The organism is Alloalcanivorax profundimaris, from assembly GCF_015265435.1.
GTDB lineage: Bacteria > Pseudomonadota > Gammaproteobacteria > Pseudomonadales > Alcanivoracaceae > Alloalcanivorax > Alloalcanivorax profundimaris.
In genome coordinates this window covers 38122-62094 of the sequence record NZ_JABJWH010000037.1, presented here as the reverse complement: position 1 = coordinate 62094, position 23973 = coordinate 38122, and the positions used below count along the sequence as shown (strand labels likewise).

General features: G+C 66.4%; 29 protein-coding genes. 18 read left to right on the top strand and 11 right to left on the bottom strand.

Annotated features, from left to right (window positions below; genetic code table 11):
- Nucleotides 1-21 precede the first annotated feature (21 nt).
- The 5 genes from HMJ39_RS17010 to radC form a co-directional block, all read right to left on the bottom strand.
- Nucleotides 22-498, bottom strand: a complete 477-nt coding sequence (locus HMJ39_RS17010; RefSeq protein WP_161382566.1) for a TadE/TadG family type IV pilus assembly protein — start codon at nucleotides 496-498, stop codon at nucleotides 22-24.
- Between the two features lie 17 nt (nucleotides 499-515).
- Nucleotides 516-764, bottom strand: a complete 249-nt coding sequence (locus tag HMJ39_RS17005) for a hypothetical protein (protein WP_161382567.1) — start codon at nucleotides 762-764, stop codon at nucleotides 516-518.
- Between the two features lie 420 nt (nucleotides 765-1184).
- Complete coding sequence (gene rpmG / locus HMJ39_RS17000; RefSeq protein WP_161382568.1) at nucleotides 1185-1355, bottom strand: 50S ribosomal protein L33; 171 nt, start codon at nucleotides 1353-1355, stop codon at nucleotides 1185-1187.
- A 21-nt stretch (nucleotides 1356-1376) separates the two neighbouring features.
- The gene (gene rpmB / locus HMJ39_RS16995; protein WP_161382569.1) at nucleotides 1377-1613 is read right to left on the bottom strand and encodes a 50S ribosomal protein L28; all 237 of its coding nucleotides are present in this window, start codon (nucleotides 1611-1613) and stop codon (nucleotides 1377-1379) included.
- A gap of 99 nt (nucleotides 1614-1712) precedes the next feature.
- Nucleotides 1713-2390: a RadC family protein gene (gene radC, locus HMJ39_RS16990; protein WP_194298208.1), complete on the bottom strand. Its 678-nt coding sequence runs from the start codon at nucleotides 2388-2390 to the stop codon at nucleotides 1713-1715.
- 221 nt (nucleotides 2391-2611) lie between these two features.
- On the opposite strand from radC, the gene coaBC reads away from it, so the two are divergent.
- From coaBC to slmA, 5 genes are all read left to right on the top strand, one after another.
- Entirely contained in the window at nucleotides 2612-3808 is a 1197-nt protein-coding gene (gene coaBC / locus HMJ39_RS16985) for a bifunctional phosphopantothenoylcysteine decarboxylase/phosphopantothenate--cysteine ligase CoaBC (RefSeq protein WP_161382571.1), read from the top strand.
- Between the two features lie 115 nt (nucleotides 3809-3923).
- On the top strand, nucleotides 3924-4376 hold the full coding sequence (gene dut, locus HMJ39_RS16980; protein WP_161382572.1) for a dUTP diphosphatase: 453 nt from the start codon (nucleotides 3924-3926) through the stop codon (nucleotides 4374-4376).
- A gap of 93 nt (nucleotides 4377-4469) precedes the next feature.
- Nucleotides 4470-6350, top strand: a complete 1881-nt coding sequence (locus HMJ39_RS16975) for a phosphohexomutase domain-containing protein (protein WP_194298206.1) — start codon at nucleotides 4470-4472, stop codon at nucleotides 6348-6350.
- 20 nt (nucleotides 6351-6370) lie between these two features.
- A complete protein-coding gene (gene argB, locus HMJ39_RS16970; protein WP_194298205.1) occupies nucleotides 6371-7270 on the top strand; it encodes an acetylglutamate kinase in 900 nt (299 codons plus the stop codon).
- A 63-nt stretch (nucleotides 7271-7333) separates the two neighbouring features.
- On the top strand, nucleotides 7334-7921 hold the full coding sequence (gene slmA / locus HMJ39_RS16965; protein ID WP_194298204.1) for a nucleoid occlusion factor SlmA: 588 nt from the start codon (nucleotides 7334-7336) through the stop codon (nucleotides 7919-7921).
- 5 nt (nucleotides 7922-7926) lie between these two features.
- Here slmA and HMJ39_RS16960 read toward each other — a convergent pair whose 3' ends face one another.
- Genes HMJ39_RS16960 through rph form a run of 3 tightly spaced genes read right to left on the bottom strand, consistent with a single transcriptional unit; the run spans nucleotide 7927 to nucleotide 9949 of the window.
- Entirely contained in the window at nucleotides 7927-8547 is a 621-nt protein-coding gene (locus HMJ39_RS16960; protein ID WP_194298203.1) for a hypothetical protein, read from the bottom strand.
- Nucleotides 8544-9215 carry an orotate phosphoribosyltransferase gene (gene pyrE, locus HMJ39_RS16955; RefSeq protein ID WP_161382577.1) on the bottom strand — a complete coding sequence of 224 codons (672 nt, stop codon included), beginning with the start codon at nucleotides 9213-9215 and terminating at the stop codon, nucleotides 8544-8546. Before pyrE ends, HMJ39_RS16960 begins: the two co-directional genes overlap by 4 nt.
- Nucleotides 9216-9229: 14 nt before the next feature.
- A complete protein-coding gene (rph, locus tag HMJ39_RS16950) occupies nucleotides 9230-9949 on the bottom strand; it encodes a ribonuclease PH (protein WP_161382578.1) in 720 nt (239 codons plus the stop codon).
- 163 nt (nucleotides 9950-10112) lie between these two features.
- Between rph and HMJ39_RS16945 the strand changes: the two genes are divergently transcribed.
- The 3 genes from HMJ39_RS16945 to HMJ39_RS16935 all read left to right on the top strand — a co-directional run bounded on the left by HMJ39_RS16945 (nucleotide 10113) and on the right by HMJ39_RS16935 (nucleotide 11744).
- Nucleotides 10113-10976, top strand: a complete 864-nt coding sequence (locus tag HMJ39_RS16945; RefSeq protein WP_161382579.1) for a YicC/YloC family endoribonuclease — start codon at nucleotides 10113-10115, stop codon at nucleotides 10974-10976.
- Between the two features lie 220 nt (nucleotides 10977-11196).
- Nucleotides 11197-11454 (top strand): type II toxin-antitoxin system Phd/YefM family antitoxin, encoded by a 258-nt coding sequence (locus HMJ39_RS16940; RefSeq protein WP_161382594.1) that lies wholly within the window; start codon nucleotides 11197-11199, stop codon nucleotides 11452-11454.
- Complete coding sequence (locus HMJ39_RS16935) at nucleotides 11442-11744, top strand: type II toxin-antitoxin system RelE/ParE family toxin (protein ID WP_161382595.1); 303 nt, start codon at nucleotides 11442-11444, stop codon at nucleotides 11742-11744. Before HMJ39_RS16940 ends, HMJ39_RS16935 begins: the two co-directional genes overlap by 13 nt.
- 47 nt (nucleotides 11745-11791) lie before the next feature.
- Here the strand turns inward: HMJ39_RS16935 and HMJ39_RS16930 are convergent, their stop codons facing one another.
- The gene (locus tag HMJ39_RS16930) at nucleotides 11792-13174 is read right to left on the bottom strand and encodes an aminotransferase-like domain-containing protein (RefSeq protein ID WP_323370928.1); all 1383 of its coding nucleotides are present in this window, start codon (nucleotides 13172-13174) and stop codon (nucleotides 11792-11794) included.
- Nucleotides 13175-13300: 126 nt separating this feature from the next.
- Between HMJ39_RS16930 and HMJ39_RS16925 the strand changes: the two genes are divergently transcribed.
- The 8 genes from HMJ39_RS16925 to HMJ39_RS16890 are packed head-to-tail and all read left to right on the top strand — an operon-like array spanning nucleotide 13301 to nucleotide 20793.
- Entirely contained in the window at nucleotides 13301-14587 is a 1287-nt protein-coding gene (locus HMJ39_RS16925; RefSeq protein ID WP_194298202.1) for a hydroxymethylglutaryl-CoA reductase, degradative, read from the top strand.
- Complete coding sequence (locus HMJ39_RS16920; RefSeq protein WP_194298201.1) at nucleotides 14584-15492, top strand: hydroxymethylglutaryl-CoA lyase; 909 nt, start codon at nucleotides 14584-14586, stop codon at nucleotides 15490-15492. Before HMJ39_RS16925 ends, HMJ39_RS16920 begins: the two co-directional genes overlap by 4 nt.
- 39 nt (nucleotides 15493-15531) lie before the next feature.
- Entirely contained in the window at nucleotides 15532-16761 is a 1230-nt protein-coding gene (locus tag HMJ39_RS16915; RefSeq protein ID WP_161382598.1) for a CaiB/BaiF CoA transferase family protein, read from the top strand.
- 43 nt (nucleotides 16762-16804) lie between these two features.
- Nucleotides 16805-17956, top strand: a complete 1152-nt coding sequence (locus HMJ39_RS16910; RefSeq protein WP_194298200.1) for a C4-dicarboxylate TRAP transporter substrate-binding protein — start codon at nucleotides 16805-16807, stop codon at nucleotides 17954-17956.
- 47 nt (nucleotides 17957-18003) lie between these two features.
- On the top strand, nucleotides 18004-18459 hold the full coding sequence (locus HMJ39_RS16905; protein ID WP_194298199.1) for an FAS1-like dehydratase domain-containing protein: 456 nt from the start codon (nucleotides 18004-18006) through the stop codon (nucleotides 18457-18459).
- A gap of 5 nt (nucleotides 18460-18464) precedes the next feature.
- Entirely contained in the window at nucleotides 18465-18875 is a 411-nt protein-coding gene (locus HMJ39_RS16900; RefSeq protein WP_194298198.1) for a hotdog family protein, read from the top strand.
- 39 nt (nucleotides 18876-18914) lie between these two features.
- On the top strand, nucleotides 18915-19493 hold the full coding sequence (locus HMJ39_RS16895; RefSeq protein ID WP_194298197.1) for a TRAP transporter small permease: 579 nt from the start codon (nucleotides 18915-18917) through the stop codon (nucleotides 19491-19493).
- On the top strand, nucleotides 19486-20793 hold the full coding sequence (locus HMJ39_RS16890; protein ID WP_161382603.1) for a TRAP transporter large permease: 1308 nt from the start codon (nucleotides 19486-19488) through the stop codon (nucleotides 20791-20793). The genes HMJ39_RS16895 and HMJ39_RS16890 overlap by 8 nt, the downstream gene beginning before the upstream one ends.
- 43 nt (nucleotides 20794-20836) lie before the next feature.
- On the opposite strand, the gene HMJ39_RS16885 is transcribed toward HMJ39_RS16890, so the two are convergent.
- Together HMJ39_RS16885 and doeB are read right to left on the bottom strand one after the other, a co-directional pair.
- On the bottom strand, nucleotides 20837-21799 hold the full coding sequence (locus HMJ39_RS16885; protein WP_194298196.1) for an MBL fold metallo-hydrolase: 963 nt from the start codon (nucleotides 21797-21799) through the stop codon (nucleotides 20837-20839).
- A gap of 32 nt (nucleotides 21800-21831) precedes the next feature.
- Nucleotides 21832-22827: a N(2)-acetyl-L-2,4-diaminobutanoate deacetylase DoeB gene (gene doeB, locus HMJ39_RS16880; protein ID WP_194298195.1), complete on the bottom strand. Its 996-nt coding sequence runs from the start codon at nucleotides 22825-22827 to the stop codon at nucleotides 21832-21834.
- Nucleotides 22828-22935: 108 nt separating this feature from the next.
- On the opposite strand from doeB, the gene gmk reads away from it, so the two are divergent.
- Entirely contained in the window at nucleotides 22936-23568 is a 633-nt protein-coding gene (gmk, locus tag HMJ39_RS16875) for a guanylate kinase (protein ID WP_161382606.1), read from the top strand.
- 29 nt (nucleotides 23569-23597) lie between these two features.
- Entirely contained in the window at nucleotides 23598-23861 is a 264-nt protein-coding gene (gene rpoZ, locus HMJ39_RS16870; protein ID WP_161382607.1) for a DNA-directed RNA polymerase subunit omega, read from the top strand.
- Nucleotides 23862-23973 lie beyond the last annotated feature (112 nt).

The window sequence follows — 23973 nt, the reverse complement described above, 5'->3', positions numbered from 1 at the left end:
TTGGCAACTGGTTGGAAGAGGTCAGAAAGCCGCGTGCGCCTCCGCCTTCAACTCATCCGGCATAGGCGGAAAGGTACCGAGCATGCCAAAACTCATCGTCGGCACGATCGGGTTGGCCTTGTAGTTATAGGTCAAGGTGCACCGAAGCATTTCCACTCCACCCACGGATTCCACACCGCAGGCGCCGTCTACCGGCGACATGCTCTTCAAGGGTTCAGGCTGCTGCAGGAGCAGCCCGTTCAGAGCATCACTGGCACGGCCTTCCACTTGATTTTGCAGCTCGGCGGCGGAATAGGCGGATCGGTCCACGTACAGGGCCGTGGCCACCGCCCGATCCACCACACTCTGCAACCGGTACTGGCTGAAGAACACCATTCCGTAAGAGGCGGCCGCGTACAAAATACCGACCACCATCGGGAACAGAAAAAGAAACTCGATGCTCAGGGAACCCAGAGCCCGCGACCTTCTTGCCCGTCCGGGAATGGCGGAGAAAGGCATCTCAGCCTCCAGTTAAATCAGCCGCCAGCCGCGTCCTGAGCCGCCTTCCCGCCAGTGTTGAACACATCAGCGAAGGCGTCACGCAACGCATTCTGCACCGCGGTATTCGTTGAAAGAAAAACCAGGATGGCGATGATGACGGCCGCCAACATGATGTATTCGAGGGCGCTGGCGCCACGCTGCTTGTCGGCGCGGGTCGGTGCGGCCGTGTACAGGCGCGCGGCGAGTTTCTGGATAATGAGTTGGACGTTAGTGATCGCTTTCATAGTGAGCTCTCTGTGGCGCTTTGTTTGGAAATCAGTAACGAATCCTTTCCGGATAGTAGACATTCTGTGAGACCGATCACAATGACCAAATTTGACATGACTTTTCATCTCCCCCGCTAAATCAGTGATTTAGCTGCGATAACCAAATGATAAGTGGTGTCGTGAGAGCGATGACCGGTAGGTACCCGTCCCAAATTACCGGACATCACGGGCTCGGCGAAATGCTCTCGCTGACCTCACGTTCGTCCCAATATGGCCAAATTAAGCGGGATGCGGAAGGTATTCTTTGTGTTGTTATGAAATTTTTTGTTTTTTTGACGACTTTATGACGAAGACAGGCGGGACGGGATGACGGACACACAAAAAACCCGACGCGGCGAGCCGCATCGGGTTTCTGTTGCCCCTTGCCAGGCGGGAAGCTTACTTGATCTTCGCTTCCTTGTAGATCACGTGCTTACGCGCCACCGGATCGAACTTTTTGGTTTCCATCTTTTCCGGATGGAGACGCTTGTTCTTGGTGGTGGTGTAAAAGTGACCCGTGCCCTCGGAGGACACCAGACGGATCTTTTCGCGAATCGGACCGGCTGCCATGATTCAGCTCCTCTCTTGGCCTTAAACCCGCGCGCCGCGGGCGCGGATATCGGCCAGCACGCTGTCGATACCCTTCTTGTCGATGATGCGCATCCCTTTGGAGGACACACGCAGACGCACGAAGCGTTTTTCGCTCTCCACCCAGAAACGGTGGTAGTGGAGGTTCGGCTCGAAGCGGCGCTTGGTCTTGATGTTCGAGTGGGACACGTTGTGGCCCGTTACCGGCCGCTTGCCGGTCACCTGGCAAACCTTGGACATGATTCTTGCTCCCGTGAGACACACTTTGGGGCGGGGCAGCCCCGGAAAAGGCGCGTTTTATACCATCCCACTGGCCATTGTTCAAGCAAAGAGTGGCTCTCAGACCCAACCTCGCCGGCTGAAGGACTCCCAGTGGCCGTCGCCGATCACCAGGTGATCCAGCACCCGCACGTCCACCAGATCCAGCGCCTTGCGCAGCCGGTCGGTCACGTCCCGGTCCGCCTGGCTGGGCTCCGCCACCCCGGACGGGTGATTGTGGGCCACGATCACGCTGGCGGCGTTGTACTCCAGCGCCCGCCGCACCACCTCCCGGGGATAGACGGCGGCGCCGTCCACGGTACCGTAGAACATCTTCTCGAAGCCGATAACCCGGTGCTTGTTGTCCAGGAACAGCACCGCGAACACCTCGCGCGGCTCGCCGCGCAGCTCGGCGGTGAGCATGCGCGCCGCCGGCTCCGGATTGTCCAGGCTGAAGCCGCGCTCCAGTTCTTCCGCCAGATAACGCCGGCCCATCTCCAGGGCCGCCAGCAGCAGCGCCCGGCGGCCCACCGACGCCAGCCCCGGCAGGTGCTTCATACGGCCCGGCGACAGATCCAGCAGCTTGCGCAGCCCGCCGGCGCGATGCAGCAGCGCGCGGCCAACGTCCACCGCGGTGCGGCCCCGGCTGCCGGTGCGCAGGAAAATCGCCAGCAGTTCCGCGTCGCTGAGCGCCGCCGCGCCCCGGGCCAGCAGTTTTTCGCGGGGCCGCTCGTCCTCGGGCCAGTCGCTGATCGCCATCATCCACCTCCTTGTGCCGTGACCACGGCCGGCCGCGGCATCACTCGCTTGGTCATCTCTCCCAGCGTGGTCATAACTACGCTTGGTCATACCTTGGTGCTACCCTAGGACCCCTCTGAGAGTCACCACCCCATTAAACCAAGCCATCCACGGACCCTGGCAGACGACATCGGCTCCGAATCGTGTCAGCCAAATCCCAAAACACTGTACGGAATAACAGTATGCAGCGACTGGTCAACAAGCGAATCCTCCTCGGCGTGACCGGCGGCATCGCCGCCTACAAGGCCGCCGAACTGGTCCGCCGCCTGCAGGACGCCGGCGCCGAAGTGCGCGTGGTCATGACCCAGGGCGCCTGTGAATTCATCACCCCGCTGACCATGCAGGCCCTGTCCGGCCACCCGGTGCATACCGATCTGCTCGACCCCCGCGCCGAAGCGGCCATGGGCCACATTGAACTGGCCCGCTGGGCGGACCTGGTGCTGATCGCTCCGGCCTCCGCCAACTTCCTGGCGCGGCTGGCCTACGGCCATGGCAACGACCTGCTCAGCACCCTGTGCCTGGCCACCGGCGCACCCATCGCCGTGGCGCCGGCCATGAACCAGCAGATGTGGGCCGACCCGGCCACCCAGAAGAACCAGCTGATTCTTCAAGAGAAGGGCATTCATATTTTCGGGCCGGGGGACGGCAGCCAGGCCTGCGGCGAAGTGGGCCCGGGCCGCATGCAGGACCCGGAAGCGATCATCCACCAGGCCGCCGAGGTGTTCGACTACGACCTGCTCACCGGCAAGCACGTGGTGATCACCGCCGGCCCCACCCGGGAACCCATTGATCCGGTGCGCTACCTGACCAACAAGAGCTCCGGCAAGATGGGCTTCGCCCTGGCCGCCGCCGCCGCCGAGGCCGGCGCCCGCGTGACCCTGATCGCCGGGCCGGTGGCCCTGCCCACCCCCAACCGGGTGCAGCGCATCGACGTGGTGCGCGCCGAGGACATGCATCAGGCCAGCCTGGACGCGGTGGAAAAGGGGTGCGACATCTTCATCGCCACCGCCGCCGTGGCGGACTACCGGCCGACGGTGACGGCGGACCACAAGATCAAGAAATCCACCGAGGAGATTCACCTCACCCTGGTGAAGAACCCGGACATCATCGCCGCCGTGGCCAGCCACGAGCATCGCCCCTTCACCGTGGGCTTCGCCGCCGAGACCCAGGACGTGATCCAGTACGCCCAGGGCAAGCTCAAGAACAAGAATCTGGACATGATCGCCACCAACGACGTGTCCGGCAGCGACGTGGGCTTCAACAGCGACAACAATGCACTGACGGTGATCTGGCCCGGCGGCCACAAGGTGCTGCCACTGGCCTCCAAGGCGCAGATCGCCAAGCAACTGGTGGAGTTGATCGCCATCCGCCAAAGCTGACCCCGGCCTCTGCAAATCGCGACACCCGGTGTTAAAGTAGCGGCTTCACGCGCCGGCCCGGCCGGCGATGCCCACCCGACCGGCCGCACCGGCCCGAATGGAGAGCTCCGACACCGTGGAACTGCAATACCGCCTTCTCGATCCGCGCCTGGGCGAGGAATTTCCGCTGCCCGCCTACGCCACCGACGGGTCCGCCGGCCTGGATCTGCGCGCCATGGTGGAGGCGCCGCTGACGCTGGCGCCCGGCGACACCAGCCTGCTGCCCACCGGGCTCGCCATCCATATCTCCGATCCGGCCTACGCCGGGTTGATCCTGCCGCGTTCCGGGCTGGGCCATAAACACGGCATCGTGCTCGGCAACCTGGTGGGCCTGATCGATTCCGACTACCAGGGCCAGTTGATGGTGTCGTGCTGGAACCGGGGCCGGGACAGCTTCACCGTGGAGCCGGGCGAGCGCATCGCCCAGCTGGTGGTGGTGCCGGTGATGCAGGTGGCCCTGCGCCAGGTGGACAGCTTCGAGGGCAGCGAGCGGGGCGAGGGCGGCTTCGGTCACAGCGGTCGACAGTAAGAAGGCCGGAAAAGACCGGCCACGGGCGCGGGGGCGCCCACGCGGCTGAAGCCGCGATAACAAGACGGCAAGAAGCACGAAAAGGGGGAGAGCATGGCGCGCACCAGCAGCCCGTTCAGCGGGCGGGCGCTGCTGCTGATCTTGGCGGTGCTGATCGGCGGCGGCGCGTACGGCTTCCATGAATACCAGCAAGGCCAGTCGCGGGCGCAGGCCCGGGACGACGCCCAGACGCTGTCGCGGCGATTCGCCGGCACGCTCACCGGCCTGCTCAACCGGGACCGGGAGCAACTCCAGCGGCGCGCCGGCGAGACCTCGGTGCGCGCGCGCCTGGCCGCCGGCGAGCTGGAAACCGGCCCCTGGGAGGCGGACACCCGCCTGTGGCTGATCCCCGAGCAAAGCCCGGAAGAAGCCAACCTGTCCTTCGTTCTGCAGGACCTGCTGCGGCAATGGCGCGAGCGCGGCGAGCCCACGGTCTCATCCCGGGGCGGCGACCAGCCCGCCCTGCTGCTGGCCCGGGGCGCCCCCGGCGGGGCGCTGATTCTGGAGCGCCGGCTGGGCTCCTGGCTCGACGAGGCCGCCCGGGCGCTACCGCCGGGCGCGGCCCTGACCCTGGAACAGGGCGACCTGACCCTGCTCCGCCACGGCCAGCCCCGCGCCGGCGCCCCGCGGGCCCGGGGTAGCGCCGGCCCGCTCGCCGTCACCATCACCGTGCCGCCCGCCACGCCGTTCTGGTCCGCCTGGTTGATCCCCGGCGGCACCGGCATCGCCCTGTTGCTGCTGGTGGCGGCGCTCGTGCCGACCCTGCTGAGCCGGCGAAGCCCGCCGGACACGGCGCCGGCGAAGCCGGCCGCCCGCCCCAAGCCCAAACCCGCCGCCACCCCGGCGCCCACCAGGCCGGCCGAGGCGGCCCGACCCGAGCCGGAGCCGGCACCCGCCCCGGAACCGGCGCCCTCGGTGCCGGCGGCCCTGTGCCATGACGACCACCTGGGCGGCCCCACCCTGGACGCGGAGTCCCTGGCCGGGCTGGCCCGCTCCCTGGGCGCCGCCGCCGGGGACGCCGGCCAGCACGGGCTGTTCACCGCCCACGGCCCGGATACCGACCCGGCGCTGTACGCGGCGCTGCTTGACGGCCTGGCGGCCAGCGGCCGCGAGGTGACGGACCTGGGGGCGGTGCCCCGGCCGGTGCTGAATTACGCCACCGAGGTGCTGGAAAGCCAGACCGGCCTGTACCTGAGCGGCCAGCGGCTCTCGGCGCGCCTGGCGGGCGAGCCGCTCACCGGCGAGGCGCTGGCCACCGCCGCCGCGCACGCCGGCCCCCCGGCGGCGGCGCCGGGCACGGTGACGTCCCGGGACCCGATGCCCCGCTACCTGCGGGCGCTCTCCGACGACATCATTCTGGCCCGCCCGATGAAGGTGGCCGTGCTCACCGCCGGCGGGCCCATGGCCGGGCTGACGGCGGCCATGTTGGAGGAACTGGGCTGCCAGGCGGTGCCGGTGGAGGGCCAACCGGACCTGGCGGATCCGGCCACCCTGGCCCCGCTGAGCGAGGCGGTCGGCGCCCGGGGGCTGGACCTGGGGCTGGCGTTCGACGGCGAGGGCGACCGGCTGGCGGCGGTGGATTCCGCCGGCGTGGCCCAGGGCGCCGACCGGCTGCTGATGCTGTTCGCCCGGGACCTGCTGAGCCGGAACCCGGGCAGCGACGTGCTGTTCGACGTAGAATGCAGCCCCGGGCTGGGCACGCTGATCCGCAAGGACGGCGGCCGGCCGGTGATGGTGCCCGCCCGTGCCGGCGCCCTCGCCGCGCGGCTGCGCGAAACCGGTGCCCCCCTGGCCGGCGGCATGAGCGGGCATATATGCTTCGCCGATCGCTGGTTCGGGTTCGAGGACGGCCTTTACGCCGCCGCCCGGCTGCTGGAAATTCTGTCCCTGCAGGCCGGGGACAGCGCGGCGGCGTTCGCCGCGCTCACTGACTGATTTGATGGCTGGAGACACAGATGGACACCAAGAGCGCCCAGGAAACCGCCCGCGTTCTGATCGAGGCACTGCCCTATATTCAGCGCTTCTCCGGCACCACCGTGGTGATCAAATACGGTGGCAATGCCATGGAAAACGACGAACTCAAGAACAGCTTCGCCCGCGACGTGGTGATGATGAAGCAGGTCGGCATCAACCCGGTGATCGTGCACGGCGGCGGCCCGCAGATCGGTGACCTGCTCACCCGCCTGGGCAAGGAAAGCAAGTTCGTCCAGGGCATGCGCGTCACCGATCGCGAGACCATGGACGTGGTGCAGATGGTGCTCGGTGGCCTGGTGAACAAGGACATCGTCAACCTGATCCAGCACAACGGCGGCCAGGCGGTGGGCCTGACCGGCAAGGACGGCCGCCTGATCAAGGCGCGCAAGATGGTGCTCAAGAACCTGGACACCAGCGACCCGGAGCTGAACACCTCCGAGATCATCGACATCGGCCATGTGGGCGAGGTGCAGGGCATCGACACCAAGGTGCTGGACCTGCTCGGCGGCAGCGACTTCATTCCGGTGATCGCGCCCATCGGCGTGGACGAGCAGGGCGTCAGCTACAACATCAACGCCGACCTGGTGGCCGGCAAGGTGGCGGAGGTGCTGCGCGCCGAGAAACTGATCCTGCTGACCAACGTGGCCGGGCTCAAGGACAAGGAAAGCCGGGTGCTCACCGGGCTGAGCGCCGACCGAGTCAACGAGCTGATTCAGGATGGCACCATTCATGGTGGCATGCTGCCCAAGATCCGCTGCGCCCTGGAGGCGGTGGAGAACGGCGTGCAGACCTCGCACATCATCGATGGCCGGGTGGCCCATGCCGTCCTGCTGGAGATTCTGACCGACAAAGGCGTGGGGACGCTGATCAGCAAGCACTGAATTTGGACTGGCGGGTCGTGGCGCACGCCGCGTCCCCGCCCGGGGGAATAAGGGAACCACCGAATGACAGAACAGAAACCATCCAGAAAGGATCAGATCCTGCAGTCACTGGCGCACATGCTGGAGGCGGAGCCCGGGGGGCGCATCACCACCGCCGGCCTGGCCCGGGAGGTGGGTGTCTCGGAAGCCGCCCTCTACCGGCATTTTCCCAGCAAGGCGAAGATGTTCGAGGGGCTGATCGACTTCATCGAGGAGGCGATCTTCTCGCGCATCAATCGGATCACCGCCGAGGGCGATGCCCTGACCCAGGTGGAGCAGATCCTGACGCTGATTCTGGCGTTCACCGAGCGCAACCCCGGCATCACCCGGCTGCTCACCGGCGACGCCCTGACCGGCGAGAACGAGCGCCTGCGCAAGCGCATCCTGCAGTTCTATGACCGCGTGGAAAGCCAGCTCAAGCAGGTGGTGCGGGACGCCGAATTCAAGGAAGGCAAGCGCACCCGGGCAACCCCCACTATCACCGCCAACCTGCTGCTGGCCGTGGTGGAAGGGCGCATCGCCCAGTTCGTGCGGTCCGGGTTCAAGATTCGCCCCGCCCAGGACTGGCCGGAGCAGTGGGCGCTGCTGGCACCCACCGTGTTCCGCGATTAACCCCCTTACGGGGTGCCGGCTTCCAGCTGCCGCAGCCGCTCGATGATCGGCTCGTACTGCTTGCGCACCGCCTCGATGTCGCGCTGGTAGGCCTCGATCTCGGCGCGGGTGTCCTCCATGCGCCGGTTGTAGCGGCGAATCGCTTCGCGGGTGCCCTCGGGCACCGCCCGGCCGGCGCGCTCCGCCCTCGCGGCGTCACTGACCTCGGCGTCGCGCTTGTCCTCAAGCTGGCCCAGGGTGTTGCGGGCGTAGCCGATCTTCAGCTCCAGCGCGTCCACCTGACGCTCTCGGGCCCGCTCCGCGTCCTCCGGCCCGGCGTACAAACGCTTGAGCTCCTCGTCCCGGGCGGCCTGTTGCTCGGCGCGCCGCTTCGCCTCCATCTCCCGGCGCAGGCGCGCCTGCGCCTCCGGCGGCGCCGGGGCCACTTCCTTGAGCACCTGGCCCTTGTGATCCAGCACCTGATAGCCGGAATGGATCGCTTGCTGGGTGAGCGTGGCGCTGAGCGCCAGATTGCCGTCCGGGGTAGTGTAGCGGTACATCACCTCCCCAGCGCCATCATTATCCCGGGCCGGCGCGGCCATCGCCAGAACCGGCAACAACAGCAATCCGACCCAGAAACCTCTCACTCGTCGTCCACTCCGTACTGTTCCCGATAGCTCTGCATGGCGGCGCGGTCCGCCTCCCGCTCCGGCTGTTCCTCCAGCCAGGTGATGATGTCGCCCATGCTGACGATGCTGCGCACCGGCACGCCCAGGCTCTGCTCCACCTCCTGGATCGCCGACAGCGGCTTGCCGTCCGCGGACGTCGCCGCCTGACCGCGCTCCTGGCGGTCCACCGCCACGAACACGCCGGCGATGCTGGCCTCGGTCTTCTCGAACAGGGCCGCCACCTCGCGAATCGCGGTGCCGGCGGTGATCACGTCGTCGATCACCAGGGCCCGGCCCTGCAGGGGCGCGCCCACCAGCCAGCCGCCCTCGCCGTGGTCCTTGGCCTCCTTGCGGTTGAAGGCCCAGGGCAAATCACGGCCATGGTGCTCGGCCAGGGCCACGGACACCGCCGCCACCAGCGGGATGCCCTTGTAGGCCGGCCCGAACAGCATGTCGAACTCGATGCCCGACTGAACGATGGCGTCCGCGTAGTGACGCCCCAGCCGGGCCAGCGCCTCGCCGGTATAGAAGGTGCCGGCATTGAAGAAATAGGGGCTGATGCGCCCGGACTTGAGCGTGAACTCACCGAACTTCAGCGCCTGGCGCTCCTCGGCGAAGCGCAGAAAGTGCTTTTTGTAGTTCTTCATGCGTTCCCCCGGGGCTACCAGCCCAACACCGCCTGCTGTTCACGAACGATCTCGCCGATGCCTTTCTCCGCCAGACCCAGCAACGTATCGGACTGCTGGCGGGTGAACGGCTCGTCGCCCTCGGCGGTGCCCTGAATCTCCACGAAGCCGCCATGTTGCGTCATCACCACGTTCATGTCCGTGTCGGCGTTCGAATCTTCGTCATAATCCAGGTCCAGAACCGGCTCACCCTTGTACAGGCCCACCGACACCGAAGCGATCAAACCGTTGAGCGGGTCTTCCTTGATGCGCTTGCGCTCCAGCAGCTTGGTGAAGGCGTCCACCAGCGCCACGCAGGCCCCGGAAATCGCCGCCGTGCGGGTACCGCCATCGGCCTGCAGAACGTCGCAATCCAGATAGATGGTATTCTCGCCCAGCTTCTTCAGATCCACCGCCGCCCGCAGGGAGCGGCCGATCAGGCGCTGGATCTCCAGGGTGCGGCCACCCTGCTTGCCACGGGCCGCCTCGCGGCCGGACCGGGTGTGGGTGGAGCGCGGCAGCATGCCGTATTCGGCGGTGATCCAGCCCTGCCCCTTGCCCTTCAGGAAGCGCGGCACGCCGTCCTCCACGGACGCGGTGCACAGCACCTTGGTGTTACCGAAGGACACCAGCACCGAACCCTCGGCATGCATGGTGAAATCGCGCACGAAGGAAACCTCGCGCATCTGGTCGGGCTGTCGGCCGGAAGGGCGCATGAAAACTCCTTGATGGGACGTGGAAGGCGACCCATTGTAACGAACCCCCGGCACCCAGTGCGAGGCACCCCTCCGCCAGCGCCCCGGCCCCGTGCCCGGTCAATGTCAACGGCGCCGTGAACCGTTACACTGCCCCTCCACTCGCCACCCCACGGGGACGCCCATGATCCGTAGCATGACCGCCTTCGCCCGCGCCGACCGCCGCCTGCAGGGCGCCGACCTGGCCTGGGAACTCCGCTCGGTGAACCACCGCTACCTGGAACTCATGCCGCGCCTCCCCGACGCCCTGCGCGGCCTGGAGAACGCCCTCCGCGAACGCTGCCGCCAGCGCCTGGGCCGGGGCAAGGTGGACATCACCCTGCGCTACCAGCCCGACGACACCGACGCCGAGCTGGAGCTCAACGAGGACCTGGTCAAGCGCCTCTCCGAAGCCGCCCGCCGGGTCGGCGACCTGGTGCTCCACGCCGGCCAGGTGAACCCCCTGGAAATCCTCCAGTTCCCCGGCGTGCTCAGCGCCCGCCAGATCGACAACGACGCCCTGGAAACCGCCGCCCTGGAATTGCTGGACGAAGCCCTGGACGCCCTCATCGCCACCCGCGACCGGGAAGGCGAACAGCTCGCCAAACTGATCCACGACCGCCTCGACCGGGTCGAGCACGAAGTGGAACGGGTCCGCCAGGCCTTGCCCGGCATCCGCGGCGCCCTGCGCCAACGGCTCAAGCAACGGGTCGAGGAAGCCACCGACAGCCCGGACCCGGACCGCCTGGAACAGGAACTGGTGCTCGCCGCCCAGAAAATGGACGTGGACGAGGAACTGGATCGCCTGGTGACCCACGTCGCCGAAGTGCGCCGCGTGGTCCGCAAGGGCGGCCTCATCGGCCGCCGCCTGGATTTCCTGATGCAGGAACTGAACCGGGAAGCCAACACCCTGGCCTCCAAGTCCGTGGACGCGGACACCACCGCCGCCGCCGTGGAGCTCAAGGTGCTGATCGAGCAGATGCGCGAGCAGATCCAGAATATCGAGTGACCACCACGGAAGACCGGCGAGCCCCTAACGCATTGATATCCAGATATATTCCCCGCTTCCCGCCCCCGCTTTAGTCCGACCAAATCCGCCAGTGCCCACCAAAAAGGTGGGCAGATTGGTGGGCAGTGCCTTTCCTGACTCCGGAGGAAATTGGGCGGGATTGCCTCACTCGAATAGTGACACTATAGTGTCACTATTCGTCCGATTAAGAGTGATCGTCATGAAAGTTGAGCTTGTTACAAACCTCAAGCGCCAGGCCACAAAGATCCTCGCCGACCTCCACGCGTCCAAGGAACCGGTCCTGATCACGGAACATGGTCAGCCATCCGCTTACCTTGTCGATGTGCAGGACTACGAGTTCATGCAGCGTCGGCTTGAGCTTCTTGACGGGCTCTCACGGGGAGAGCGGGCTGTACTTGAGGGAAGAACGTGCAGTCAAAGTGAAGCCAGGGAGAAAATGAGTAAATGGCTGAAGTAATCTGGACGGAGCCCGCTCTTCAAGAACTGGATGCCATTGCTGAGTACATTGCCTTGGATAATCCTGTTGCCGCAAGTCGCCTTGTCCAGGAAGTTCTTGATAAGACCGAGCGCCTGGAGGGGTTTCCCCGATCCGGACGGATTCCGCCAGAGCTCCCCAATTCAGTTTACAGGGAGGTAGTCGCTCCACCCTGCCGCATTTTTTATCGGGAGGATGAGCACAGGATTTTCGTCCTCCACGTCATGCGGGAGGAGCGGCAGCTTCGTGCGTACATGCTTGGGAACGGATAACCAGGCGCATCATTTGTATATCCTTGTCTCCCCTTCGCCGGGTCAACTCAGCCTTGCAGGCTGGCGCGGAAGGCGGGATCGTCCAGGTAGGCGACGTTAAGGCGGGTCCAGGGCACCACCGGGTCGCGGGTGGCGGAGAAGATCGAGCCGGGGGCGAGCATCACGCCCCGTTGCAGGCAGCGGCGGGTGAGTTCGTTGGCGTCCTCGATGCCGGGGAAGCGGGCCCATAGGTAGAGGCTTTGTTCCGGACGGCAGAAGACGTCCGCGCCCAGTTCATCGAGCACCTGGAGGCCTCGGGCGGTGGCGTCGCGGAGCCGTTGCTGGAGCCGGGACAGGTGGCGCAGGTAATTGCCCTCTCTCAGGATCACGTCCACGGTGCGTTCCGCGTATTCGGCACCGCCAATGTGCATGAGCATCTTGATGTCCGCCAGTTCCGAGATGAGGGCGTCGCCGCCGGCGATGAAGCCGACCCGCAGGGCGGCGGAGATGGGCTTGGAGAAGCTGCCCAGGTAGAGGGTGCGGCCGAGTTGGTCGAGGGCGGAGAGCTTGGTGGCGGAGTTGAGTTTGAAGTCCGCCATGGCGTCGTTTTCGACGACGATCAGGTCGTGGCGTTCCGCCAGGGCCAGGATGCGGCGCGCTTTGTGTTCGCAGAGGTCGGTGCCGGTGGGGTTGTGGCCCACGGACTGCATGAAGAACAGGGCGGGCCGTTCGCGGAGCAGCAGGCGTTCCAGTGCCTCCAGGTTGGGGCCGTCCACTTCGCGGGGCACGGAGAGCATGCGCGCGCCGTTGAGCTGCAGCTTGCCGAACAGGGGGTAATAGCCGGGGTTTTCCACCAGCACCGCGTCGCCGGGCCGCGTGAAGCGGCGCAGGATGAGGTCCATGGCGTGGTTGGCGCCGAAGGTGGTGAGGATTTGCTGGGGCAGGGCATTGATGCCGTAGCTGGCGATTTTCTTGGTCAGTTGCTCGCGCAGGCTGGCGTTGCCGAAGCGGTTGCCGTAGCGGAACAGGGTGGTGACGCCGCCGCGCACCACCTGGCGGTGAAACTTGTCCAGGCGCATGTCCATGAGCCAGTCCACCGGCGGGAAGCCTTCGCCCAGGTGGGAGTGGCCCGGCTCGCGCACCAGTTGCTGGCGCATCATCCAGATGGTGTCCAGGGCGCGGGCGTAGGGCGGGGTCTGGGTGTCGTCGTCCGGGCGTTGGGGCGCTTCCCGCACGAAGAAACCACGGCCGTGACGCGCTTCCACCAGGCCTTCCGCCGCCAGGTATTCGTAGGCGGTGATCACGGTGTTCTTCGAGTAGCCGTGCAGCCGCATGTATTCGCGCAGCGAGGGCAGCTTGTCGCCCCGGCGCAGTATGCCGTCGGCGATCTGTCCCGCGATGTCGGAAGCGATTCGCTGGGCCCGGGTTTGACGCTGCATCGGGATGGTCACGGTTGGCTCCCACTGTTTGCCCTAACTGTACCTTTTTCATGGGTACAGGCGCCGATATGTTAGAGCAAATGCCGGCGCGGCGACACGCGCCTCTAACAACAATCGGTCCCAGAAAAGGGGTATTCAGTGAGTTCCAGTTCCCAGCTCCCCGGTTTTCGTAACCTTTCACCGTCGGAACGCGTCGACTTCGTGTCCCGGCATCTCGGACTGGCCGAGGAAGACACCGCCCTGCTCCGCGACAGCGGCGCCCTGCCCATCGACATCGCCGACGGCATGATCGAGAACGTGCTCGGCAAGTTCGAGCTGCCGCTGGGTCTGGCCGGCAACTTCATGGTCAACGGCCGCGACGTGCTGATTCCCATGGCCGTGGAGGAGCCGTCCGTGGTGGCCGCCGCGTCGTTCATGGCGAAGCTGGCGCGACCCGCCGGCGGCTTCCTGACCTCCAGCAGCGCGCCGCTGATGCGCGCGCAGATCCAGATCGTCGGCCTGGCCGATCCGGCCAATGCCCGCCTCAGCCTGCTGCGCAACAAGGCGCGCCTGATCGAGCTGGCCAACACCAAGGACCAGCTGCTCAACAAGCTGGGCGGCGGCTGCCGGGATCTGGAAGTACACACCTTCCTGGACAGCCCGCGGGGGCCCATGGTGGTGGCCCACCTGGTGGTGGACGTGCGCGACGCCATGGGCGCCAACACGGTCAACACCATGGCCGAGGCGGTGGCACCGCTGATCGAGGAAATCACCGGCGGCACGGTGCGGCTGCGCATTCTGTCCAACCTGGCGGACCTGCGGCTGGCGCGTGCCCAGGTGCGCGTCGCCCCCGAACACTTTGAAACAGATGCGTTTAGTGGCACCGACGTCATCGACCATATCATCGACGCCTATACGTTCGCGGCCATCGACCCGTACCGGGCGGCGACGCACAACAAGGGCATCATGAACGGCATCGACCCGCTGATCGTGGCCACCGGCAACGACTGGCGCGCGGTGGAAGCCGGCGCCCACGCCTACGCGTGCCGCGACGGCCATTACGGCTCCTTGACCACCTGGGAAAAAGACCGCGAGGGCCATCTGGTGGGCACCATCGAGATGCCCATGCCGGTGGGCCTGGTGGGCGGCGCCACCAAGACCCATCCGCTGGCGCGGCTGGCGTTGAAGATTCTCGGCGTGAAGACCTCCCAGGAGCTGGCCGAGATCGCCGTGGCCGTGGGCTTGGCACAGAACCTGGGCGCGTTGCGGGCGCTGGCCACCGAGGGCATCCAGCGCGGCCACATGGCGCTGCACGCGCGCAACATCGCCTTGTCCGCCGGCGCCCGGGGCGCGGAGGTGGATCAGCTGGTGCGGCAAATGGTGCAGGACCACGATGTTCGCTCCGACCGCGCCGAAGCCCTGCTCAAGGCACTGCGCGAGCAATGAGCCCCACGGCGGTACGCCTGGTGGAGGTCGGCGCTCGGGACGGGCTGCAAAACGAAGCCCGTACCCTGCCGCCCGAAGCCCGCGCGGAGCTGATCCGGCGGCTGGCCGCCGCCGGCCTGCGCCACATCGAGGCGGGCGCCTTCGTGTCACCCCGCTGGGTGCCGCAAATGGCCGGCACCGACGCGGTACTGGCCGCCCTGCCGGCCGGGGACGACCTGACGCTGAGCGTGCTGGTGCCCAATGAGCGTGGCATGGCCATGGCCATCGAAAGCGGCTGCCAGGAGGTGGCCGTGTTCACCGCCGCCTCCGAGGCCTTCAACCGGCGCAATATCAATTGCTCCATCGAGGAAAGCCTGGCCCGGTTCGAGCCGGTGATGGCGATGGCCAAGGAAAAGGGCATCGCGGTGCGCGGCTATGTGTCTTGCGTGCTCGGATGTCCATATGACGGACCTATACCGGTGGCCGATGTGGTGGCCACGGCGTCCCGGCTGTACCAAATGGGATGCTACGAAATAAGCCTGGGCGACACCATCGGCGCCGGCGTGCCATCGGCGGTACGCGATCTGGTCGCCGCCTGCGCCATGGCAATGCCGGTGGCCCGGCTCGCCGCTCATTTTCACGACACCTGGGGCATGGCCGTGGCCAATTGCGTGGCCGCCCTGGAAGGCGGCATCCGAGTTTTCGACAGCTCGGTGTCCGGGCTGGGCGGCTGTCCGTATTCCCCCGGGGCCACCGGCAACGTGGCCACGGAAGATTTGATCTATCTGTTCGAAGGCATGGGCCTGGATACCGGCGCCGATCTGGAAGGCGTGATCCACGCCGGCGACTTCGCGGACCGGCAACTCGGCCGGGAAACCGCGTCCCGGGTGGCCCGCGCCTGGCGGGCACGGCAAGCGGCGGGCTGAGCCACGGCGCGACAATACGACAACAAATCAGGAGGACGAATGACTGAAACCACAGGCATGCCGACGGCGGCGAAGGGCGCTCTGAAAGGCGTCATCATCCTCGACCTGACCCGCGTGGTCGCCGGCCCGTATTGCGCCATGTTGCTCGCCGACATGGGCGCCACCGTTATCAAGATCGAGCATCCGAAGGACCCGGATCTCACTCGCGAATTTCCACCGGCCCTCGGCGGAGATGACGAAGCCGTGAGCGGCTTCTTTGCTCAATACAATAGAAACAAGATGGCGATCAGCCTCGACCTCAAGGCCAAGGAAGGCCGCGAGCTTTTCTTCGACATGGTCCGCAAGGCCCATATCGTGATTGAGAATTTCCGCCCCGGAACCATGGACAAACTGGGCCTGAGTTACCAGACCCTCAAGGAGATCAACCCGGCCATCGTGATGACCAGCATCAGCGGCTTCGGGCAGAGCGGCCCGAACGCGCCGCGGCCGGCGTTCGACAGCAGCGCCCAGGCCTCCGGTGGCCTCTGGTCGATCAACGGCACCGTGGAGGAACCCATGCGCGTGGGCACGGTGCTGGGTGATCTCAGCGCCGGTCTGTACGGCGCCATCGGCACGCTGGGCGCGCTGCGCGAGGCGGAGCGCGACGGCCAGGGCCAGCACGTGGACGTGTCCCAGCAGGATTCCATTATTTCGCTGACGGAAAACGCCCTGGTGACCTACACCACCACCGGCAAGGTGGCGATCCCGGAAGGCAACGGCCATCCGTTCGTGAAGCCCTATGGCCGCTTCGCCTGCAAGGACGGCTATGTGTTCTTCGGCGCCTACACCGACAAGTTCTGGCGCGAAGCCTGCCAGGTGTTCGGCGACGAGGATCTGATCACCGACCCGGAGATCGACACCATGGCCAAGCGCTTCGACAGCGAGGTCTACCAACGGCGCGTTCATCCGGTGGTGGAACGCTGGTGCGCCAGCCATACCAAGGCGGAACTGGAGGCGATGACCGGTTCCCGATTCCCGCTTTCCCCGATCAAGACCATCGACGAAGTGGTGGCCGATCCCCATGTGCGCGAACGCGAGATGGTGATTCCGGTGGAATACCAGGGCCACCGTTTCGAAGTGTTCGGCAACCCGATCAAGATGTCCTCGGGCACCAATGAGCATGGCGCCCACGCGCCGCTCAGCGGCGAATCCAACGACACCGTCTATGCCGGCTGGCTGGGCCGCTCGGAGGAGGAACTGGCCCGGCTGCGCGAGAGCGGCGTGATTTGAATCCCGATCCCTGACCATTAAACAACAATTCAAAGGTGACATTATGAGTATCAAATCCCTGGCCGGCGCGGTGCTCGCCGGCGCCCTCCTGTTCAGTGGCCTGACCACGGCGGTGGAAGCGCGAACCCTGCGTTACGCCATCGGCCACCCGCCCAGTTCCTTCGTGGTGGACGTGACCAAGCAATACGCCGAGGAGGTCGAGACGCTTTCCGACGGCGACCTCAAGGTGCGCGTTTTCCCCATGTCCCTGCTCAACTTCGCGGAAACATCCGGCGGCGTCCGCGACGGCATGGCCGACATCGGTTTCGTGCTGACCTCGTACTTCCCCTCCGAGTACCCGCACAGCAACGTGGCGGTGGAAGCGTCCATGCTGGTGGGCCTGCTCGGCGAGAAGGCACGCGGCCGCGAGGGCATGATCTTCATGGGCGCGCTTTCCGAATTCACCTTCTTCCACTGCCCCGAGTGCAATCAGGAATTCAAGAAACAGAACCAGGTGTACACCGGCAGCACCGGCGGCACCTCCTACGGCCTGGTGTGCAACGAGCCGGTCAAGAGCGAAGCGGACCTGAAGGGCATGCGCCTGCGGGTGGGCGCCTCCAACTGGTCCCGCTGGGCGGAATCCGTGGGCGCGTCCCCGGTGACCATGTCCGCCAACGAAATGTTCGAGGCGCTCAGCCAGGGCGTGGTGTCCTGCATCGTGCTGGCTTCGCCGGAGATTCATAATTTCGGGCTTACCGACGTGGTCACCGACATCAACATGGACGTGCCCGGCGGGCCCATGCCGATCGCCGGCACCAACATCAACGCCGACACCTGGAAAAGCCTGAGCCCGGAACAGCGCGAAGTGATGCTGCGCGCGGCCAGCGTGTTTTCCGCCGGCGTACCGTGGATCTACCACCAGCATGAAGACCGCATTCTCGCCGAGGCCGAGGAACGCGGCGTGGGCATCCATCATGCCGAGCCGGCGTTGATCGAGAAAACCCGGGCGTTCATTGAAGACGACATGCAGCACATCGCCGAGGACTACCGTTCCCGGTACGGCGTGGAGAACGGCGACAAACTGATCGCCGATTTCCGGAAGCTGCTGGAGAAATGGACCGGCCTGGTGCAGGACGTGGAAACCGAACAGGACCTGGCCGACCTCTACTGGGACGAGATTTTCTCCAAGGTGGACGTGGAAAAACACGGGCTCTGAAACCGGAACCGGGCGCGCCGCGCCCGGTTCTCCGAGAGGAGAAAATAATGACGGTTCTTACCGATGAATTGCGCGCGCTGATCGGCACCGAGGTGGCGCCCTTCGAGTTCGAGATCACCCGCAGCGACATCAAGAAGTACGCGGTAGCCACCGGCCAGCGCCAGCGCCGTTATCTGGACGGCGACGAGGCGCCGCTGCTGTTTCTGTTCAGCGCCATGATGCCGGTGATTCCCCTGGATGAGCTGTTGCCGGACGGCCGGCAACCGGACAGCCCGCTGATCCCGGAGCTGCCGCTAAAGCGCATCATGGCCGGTGGCAGCGACTACCGCGTGCACCGGCCCGCCCGCGCCGGTGACGTGCTGGTCTGCCGGCAGAAACTGGCCGACCTGTACGAAAAACAGGGCGGCTCCGGCCCGCTGATTTTCATGATCTTCGAGAACCGCTTCGAGACGCTCGCCGGCGAGCCGGTGGTGACCGAATATCTGACCCGTATCGCGAGGTGAGCACCATGTCCGAATTCAATATTCAGCCCGGCGACACGCTGCCCGGCCGCGACTTCAAGGCGGATACCGTTCAGCTTTTTCTCTACAACGCGGCGATCTGGAATCCGCACCGGATTCACTACGATCTTCCCTACACCCGCGAACGGGAAGGGCACCCGCAACTGCTGATCGACGGTCCGCTTCAGGGAGACTGGCTGACCCAGATCGTCGAGGAGTGGCTGGACGATCGCGGGGTGCTCGCCGCGTTCCGCTACAGCAACCGCCAGGCCGCCTATATCGGCGACGTGCTCACCGCCGAAGGCCGGGTCACGGCGCTGGACGGCCCGGTGGCGGAGCTCGCCCTGACCCTGCGCAACCAGGACGGCGTCACCACCACCGAGGCCACCGCCAGCGTCCGGTTCGAGACCGGCCGCTGAGGCCGCCACAGGCCGCGCTGCCCTTTCAGGAGAACTGCTATGTACCGGCTTGGCCGTTGGCTTTCCGGCCTGACGAGCGCCACCACGCTGCTGGGCGGCGTGGCCATCGCTCTGATGATGCTGCACATCACCGCCGACGTGGTATTGCGATACCTGTTCTCGGCGCCGTTGCCCGGCACCATCACCTATGTGTCCAACTACTACATGATCATCGCCACCTTCGTGCCGCTGGCCTACGCGGAAAAACTGGACGCCCACATTACCGTGGAAGTGGTGGCCGAACGTCTGCCGCGACGGATTCAGCGCCATCTGGCGAACTGGCTGTTGCCGGTATGCGCGGTGGTGCTCGCCTTCATGACCGTGAAGACCTGGACCGAAGCGGTGGGCAAATACGAAATGAAGGCGTCCCTGGTGGAGGGCGGCACCACCATCATCACCTGGCCGGGCTACTTCATGCTGCCCCTGGGGCTGGGCCTGATGGTGCTGGTGCTGCTCTACAAGTTCCTGGTGTATCTCACCGGCGCCCGTTGCGGGCTCACGCTCAGCGACGCGGAACGGGCCGTCGCCCAGGACGTGCACGCGGATAACCCGGCCTCACCGGGAGATCGCCATGAGTGACGTTCAGATCGGGCTGTCCGGGCTCGCCGTGCTGTTCGTACTGATCGCCCTGCGCATGCCCGTGGGGCTGGCGCTGATCGGCGTTTCCTTCGGCGGCCTCTGGTATCTGATGGGCTGGGGCATCGCCTGGGGTTCCCTGGGCCTGATTCCCTACCAGTTTTCCGCCAACTGGGTGCTCAGCTCGGTGCCCATGTTCCTGCTGCTGGGCTATGTCTGCTACCACGCGCAGCTCACCCAGGGCCTGTTCCGGGCGGCCAGGCTGTGGCTGTCCCGGGTGCCCGGCGGGCTGGCGGTGGCGTCGATTTTCGGCACCACCGGGTTCGCCGCGGTGTGCGGCTCCTCGGTGGCGTGCTCCGCGGCCATGGGCCGGGTGGCGGTGCCGGAGATGATCGAGCATCGCTACAACCCGGGGCTGGCCACCAGCACCGTGGCCATCGCCGGCACCGTGGGGGCGCTGCTGCCGCCGTCCATCATCATGATTCTGTACGGCATCATCGCCCAGGAGCCGATCACCAAGCTGTTTCTCGGCGGCATCACCGCCGGCCTGCTCACGGTGCTGGGTTACATCATCGTCGTCACCATCCGGGTGAAGCTGAACCCGGAGCTGGCGCCGGCCCCGGAGGAGCGTATTTCCACCGAGGAGCGGCTCAAGGCGCTGTGGGAAGTCTGGCCGGTGGTGATGATCATGGTGGGCATTTTCGGTGGCCTGTTCGCCGGCCTGTTCACGCCCACCGAGGCCGGTGCCGTGGGCGCGTCCCTGGCCTGCGTGGTGGCGCTGTGCAAGGGCACCCTCACCTGGGCGCGCCTGCGCGACGCGGTGCTGGAAACCCTGCTCACCACCGGGACCATTCTCATCATCGCCATGGGCGCCAGTCTGCTGACCCGCTTCCTGTCCCTGTCCGGGGCCGGCGATTACCTGTCGTCCATGGTCATCGACGCCGGCGCCAGCACCTTCGCCATCCTGATGATCATCGTGCTGATCTACCTGCTGCTGGGCATGTTCCTGGAACCCATCGGCGCCATGCTGCTGACGCTGCCCATCGTGCTGCCGATCGTCGACAGCGTCGGGCTCAGCCTGATCTGGTTCGGCGTGGTGCTCACCAAGTTGCTGGAGATCGGCATGGTCACGCCGCCCATCGGCATGAACATCTTCGTGATAAAAAGCGTGGTCGGGAACCTGGTCAGTACCGGCGCCATCTTCAAGGGCGTGCTCTGGTTCCTGCTCATGGACGTGCTGGTGCTGGCGCTGCTGATGGGCGTGCCGGAGCTGGTGCTGTTCCTGCCCGAGCACTTCGGCTAATGCCGGGCGGGCCGCCGAACGGCGGCCCGTTCCGGCCATGCCTTCAGGCGGCCTTGCGCGCCTCCAGCCACACCGCCAGCCCCTGGCTGTTGAGCTTCACGTCCATGCCCAGGATCGCATCCAAGCGCTCGTCGTCCTGCTCGCAGCCGTGCTCCCGGGCGCGCCGGAACAGATAGTCGCGCAGGGCGGTTCGCAGCGCCGGCTCCAGGTCCTCGCCGCCGTGGTCGGCGGCCACCCGCTCCGCCAGATCCACGTAGTCGTCCACCATGCCGCGCAGGCGTTCGCCCAGGGGCCGGGGGTTCTCCACCGGGCCATAGTGGGTGAGGTACATGCGTCGTGGTTCGAGCGCCAGCAGGCGGGCGATGGAATCCTTCAGCGCCGGCGGGTCGAACTGCACCGGGGTGGTGGTGGGCAGGATGAAGGGGCCCTTCTCCGTGGTCAGCGGCGGGTAGGACAGCCCGAAGGTGTCGCCGGTGAACACACCGCCGGAGGCCGGGTCGTGCACGCAGAAGTGGTGTTTGGCGTGGCCGGGGGTGTCCAGGAACACCAGGCGCCGGCCGTCCAGGTCGATTTCGTCACCGTCGTTCATGGTGCGTACCCGCGCCTCCGGCACCGGCAGGATCTCACCGTACATCTTCCTGAAAGCGGCTTCGCCATAAACGGCGGTGGCCCCGGCCACCAGTTTCGAGGGGTCGATCATGTGCCGGGCGCCACGCGGGTGCACCAGCAGGGTGGCGTCCGGCAGCGCCTCCATGAGCCCGCCCACGCCACCGGCGTGGTCCAGGTGCACATGGGTGGGGATCACGTAACGGACCCGGCCGCGATCGATGCCGCGCCGTTCCAGCAGGTCCAGGATGATCGGCACCGTGTGATGGGTGCCGGTCTCGATGATGGCGTAGTCCTCGCCGCCGCGCATCAGGTAGCAGGCCGCCAGTTCCTCGCGGACCATGGCGGTGTCGATGCGGGTGATGCCGTGGCCGAGGTCTTCGTAAACGTGGAAAGACATGGGTCCCGAGCGCTCCGATTGTGTCGTTCTTGTCATGGCTCCAGGGGCACCGCCAGCACGGCGAAGGTGTCGCCCGGGGTGACCCGGGCGGGGTGGCGGCGGCCGATCAGGAGGCCATCCACGGTAGCATGATATTCCGCCGGCGGGGTGCCGGTGCGCTCCAGGTCGTGGACCCGGGCGATCAGGTCGCCGGCGCGGACCGGGTCGCCGAGGTCCAGGGTGAACTCCAGCAGCCCGCGGTGCTCGGCCTGCAGGTAATGGGCGGCGTCCGGAATCTCCAGCCGGCGGGTGTTCGCCGGCGCCGGGGCACCGGGCAGAATGCCGGCATGGCGCAGCAGGTTGTCCACGCCGCGCTCGGCCAGGGCGACGCTGGCCGGGGTGGTGGTGCCGCCGCCGCGCAGTTCGGTGCTGACGAACACCTTGCCCTGGCTTTCCACCGCGGTATCGAACAGGGCGTCGCCCTCCAGTTCCGCCATCAACAGGGTATTGGGGGCGCCGAAAGCGAGGGTGGCGTCCAGGCAACGGCGCGCCAGGTCCGCATCGTCCAGGCGGTGGGTGGCGGCGAAGGGCAGCAGGTCCAGGGTGCGGCCGCCGGAGTGCAGGTCCAGCACCAGGTCCGCCAGGGGCACCAGGTAGCGGGTGAAGTAGTCGGCGATGCGCTCGGTGAGGGTGCCCGTGGGGCTGCCCGGGAAGGCCCGGTTCAGGTTGCCCTGGTCCAGGGGCGAGGTGCGGGTGCCGTTGAGCACGGCGGGGTGGTTCATCATCGGCACGATGATCACCCGGCCAGTGATGTCCCCGGCCCGCAGGCGGCCCGCCAGCTTCAGCAGGGCGGTGATGCCCTCGTATTCGTCGCCGTGGTTGCCGCCGGTGAGCAGGGCGGTGGGGCCGTCGCCGTTGCGCGCCACGGTGATCGGGATCATCAGGCTGCCCCAGGCGGAATCGTCGTGGGAATGGGGCAGCTTGAGGAAGCCGTGCTGCACGCCGTCGCGGTCGAAATCCACGGTGGCGGTGACCGGGCTGGGTTGCATGGATGTCTCCTGACAGTTGGGGCCGGCGGCCATGACGGGCCGGATCTTTGTCCCTATAATGCCGGTTTTCGCGGCACGGCCGCGCCCTCCGTAATACAGGACGCCCCCATGACCGACAAAGGCAACCTCTACATCGTGTCGGCCCCCTCCGGCGCCGGCAAGACCTCGCTGGTGGCGGCGCTGGTGGAGAAACTGCCGCGCCTGCGGATTTCCGTGTCGCACACCACCCGCCCGCGCCGCGAGGGCGAGGTGGAGGGGGTGAACTACCACTTCACCAGCCGCGAGCACTTCGTGCGCATGATCGAGGAAGGCCGCTTCCTGGAGCACGCCGAGGTGTTCGGCAACCTGTACGGCACCAGCGCCGACTGGGTGGCCGACACCCTGCGCGACGGCGAGGACGTGGTGCTGGAGATCGACTGGCAGGGCGCCGCCCAGATCCGCCATCTGATGCCCGAGGCGGTGAGCGTCTTTATCCTGCCGCCGTGCCTGAAGACCCTGGCCCAGCGCCTGCGCGGCCGCGCCTCGGACCACGACCACGTGATCGAGAAGCGCCTGGCCGGGGCCCGGGAGGAGATGAGCCACTACGCCGAGTTCGACTATCTGGTGGTCAACGACAACTTCGAGCGGGCCCTGCACGAGATGGGCAGCATCGTCGAGGCCAACCGGCTGGTGACCACCCGTCAGGCCGTTCGTCAGGCCGCCACCCTGGCCGACTTGTTGTCGGGCACGGAAACCCAGTAAAATCCCGCTCCCGCAACAGGAGAACCTCCATGGCCCGTGTAACCGTAGAAGACTGCCTGGAAAAACTGGATAACCGTTTCGAGCTGGTCCTGGTGTCCAGCCGGCGCGCGCGCCAGCTGCAGACCGGCGGCAAGGAGCCGCGGGTGGCCTGGGAAAACGACAAGCCCACCGTGGTGGCGCTGCGCGAGATCGCCGACGGCCACGTGACCGCCGAATCGGTGGAAAACCCGATGGCCGATCAGGGCGCCGAGGTGGACGACCTGGCACTTCTGACCCAGTCGTTCGGCGAATAATCGCCGCCCCTGGCGCCGTCCGAGCGAGCCCGCCCTTCGAGGCGGGCTTTTTCGTTGCGGCTCCGAATGCGAAATTCCAGCCTTATCAAGCACTCACGAGCCTCATCGTAGA

What these genes read in the sequence shown, in the direction of transcription:
- rph (WP_161382578.1), bottom strand. Translation starts at nt 9,949, where the DNA reads ATGCGCCCTTCCGGCCGACAGCCCGACCAGATGCGCGAGGTTTCCTTC.
- gmk (WP_161382606.1), top strand. Translation starts at nt 22,936, where the DNA reads ATGACCGACAAAGGCAACCTCTACATCGTGTCGGCCCCCTCCGGCGCC.
- HMJ39_RS17005 (WP_161382567.1), bottom strand. Translation starts at nt 764, where the DNA reads ATGAAAGCGATCACTAACGTCCAACTCATTATCCAGAAACTCGCCGCG.
- HMJ39_RS16900 (WP_194298198.1), top strand. Translation starts at nt 18,465, where the DNA reads ATGTCCGAATTCAATATTCAGCCCGGCGACACGCTGCCCGGCCGCGAC.
- rpmG (WP_161382568.1), bottom strand. Translation starts at nt 1,355, where the DNA reads ATGGCAGCCGGTCCGATTCGCGAAAAGATCCGTCTGGTGTCCTCCGAG.
- HMJ39_RS16885 (WP_194298196.1), bottom strand. Translation starts at nt 21,799, where the DNA reads ATGTCTTTCCACGTTTACGAAGACCTCGGCCACGGCATCACCCGCATC.
- HMJ39_RS16890 (WP_161382603.1), top strand. Translation starts at nt 19,486, where the DNA reads ATGAGTGACGTTCAGATCGGGCTGTCCGGGCTCGCCGTGCTGTTCGTA.
- HMJ39_RS16940 (WP_161382594.1), top strand. Translation starts at nt 11,197, where the DNA reads ATGAAAGTTGAGCTTGTTACAAACCTCAAGCGCCAGGCCACAAAGATC.
- pyrE (WP_161382577.1), bottom strand. Translation starts at nt 9,215, where the DNA reads ATGAAGAACTACAAAAAGCACTTTCTGCGCTTCGCCGAGGAGCGCCAG.
- HMJ39_RS16905 (WP_194298199.1), top strand. Translation starts at nt 18,004, where the DNA reads ATGACGGTTCTTACCGATGAATTGCGCGCGCTGATCGGCACCGAGGTG.
- HMJ39_RS16975 (WP_194298206.1), top strand. Translation starts at nt 4,470, where the DNA reads ATGGCGCGCACCAGCAGCCCGTTCAGCGGGCGGGCGCTGCTGCTGATC.
- radC (WP_194298208.1), bottom strand. Translation starts at nt 2,390, where the DNA reads ATGGCGATCAGCGACTGGCCCGAGGACGAGCGGCCCCGCGAAAAACTG.
- HMJ39_RS16895 (WP_194298197.1), top strand. Translation starts at nt 18,915, where the DNA reads ATGTACCGGCTTGGCCGTTGGCTTTCCGGCCTGACGAGCGCCACCACG.
- doeB (WP_194298195.1), bottom strand. Translation starts at nt 22,827, where the DNA reads ATGCAACCCAGCCCGGTCACCGCCACCGTGGATTTCGACCGCGACGGC.
- coaBC (WP_161382571.1), top strand. Translation starts at nt 2,612, where the DNA reads ATGCAGCGACTGGTCAACAAGCGAATCCTCCTCGGCGTGACCGGCGGC.
- rpoZ (WP_161382607.1), top strand. Translation starts at nt 23,598, where the DNA reads ATGGCCCGTGTAACCGTAGAAGACTGCCTGGAAAAACTGGATAACCGT.
- HMJ39_RS16945 (WP_161382579.1), top strand. Translation starts at nt 10,113, where the DNA reads ATGATCCGTAGCATGACCGCCTTCGCCCGCGCCGACCGCCGCCTGCAG.
- HMJ39_RS16910 (WP_194298200.1), top strand. Translation starts at nt 16,805, where the DNA reads ATGAGTATCAAATCCCTGGCCGGCGCGGTGCTCGCCGGCGCCCTCCTG.
- HMJ39_RS17010 (WP_161382566.1), bottom strand. Translation starts at nt 498, where the DNA reads ATGCCTTTCTCCGCCATTCCCGGACGGGCAAGAAGGTCGCGGGCTCTG.
- HMJ39_RS16935 (WP_161382595.1), top strand. Translation starts at nt 11,442, where the DNA reads ATGGCTGAAGTAATCTGGACGGAGCCCGCTCTTCAAGAACTGGATGCC.
- HMJ39_RS16915 (WP_161382598.1), top strand. Translation starts at nt 15,532, where the DNA reads ATGACTGAAACCACAGGCATGCCGACGGCGGCGAAGGGCGCTCTGAAA.
- HMJ39_RS16920 (WP_194298201.1), top strand. Translation starts at nt 14,584, where the DNA reads ATGAGCCCCACGGCGGTACGCCTGGTGGAGGTCGGCGCTCGGGACGGG.
- argB (WP_194298205.1), top strand. Translation starts at nt 6,371, where the DNA reads ATGGACACCAAGAGCGCCCAGGAAACCGCCCGCGTTCTGATCGAGGCA.
- rpmB (WP_161382569.1), bottom strand. Translation starts at nt 1,613, where the DNA reads ATGTCCAAGGTTTGCCAGGTGACCGGCAAGCGGCCGGTAACGGGCCAC.
- slmA (WP_194298204.1), top strand. Translation starts at nt 7,334, where the DNA reads ATGACAGAACAGAAACCATCCAGAAAGGATCAGATCCTGCAGTCACTG.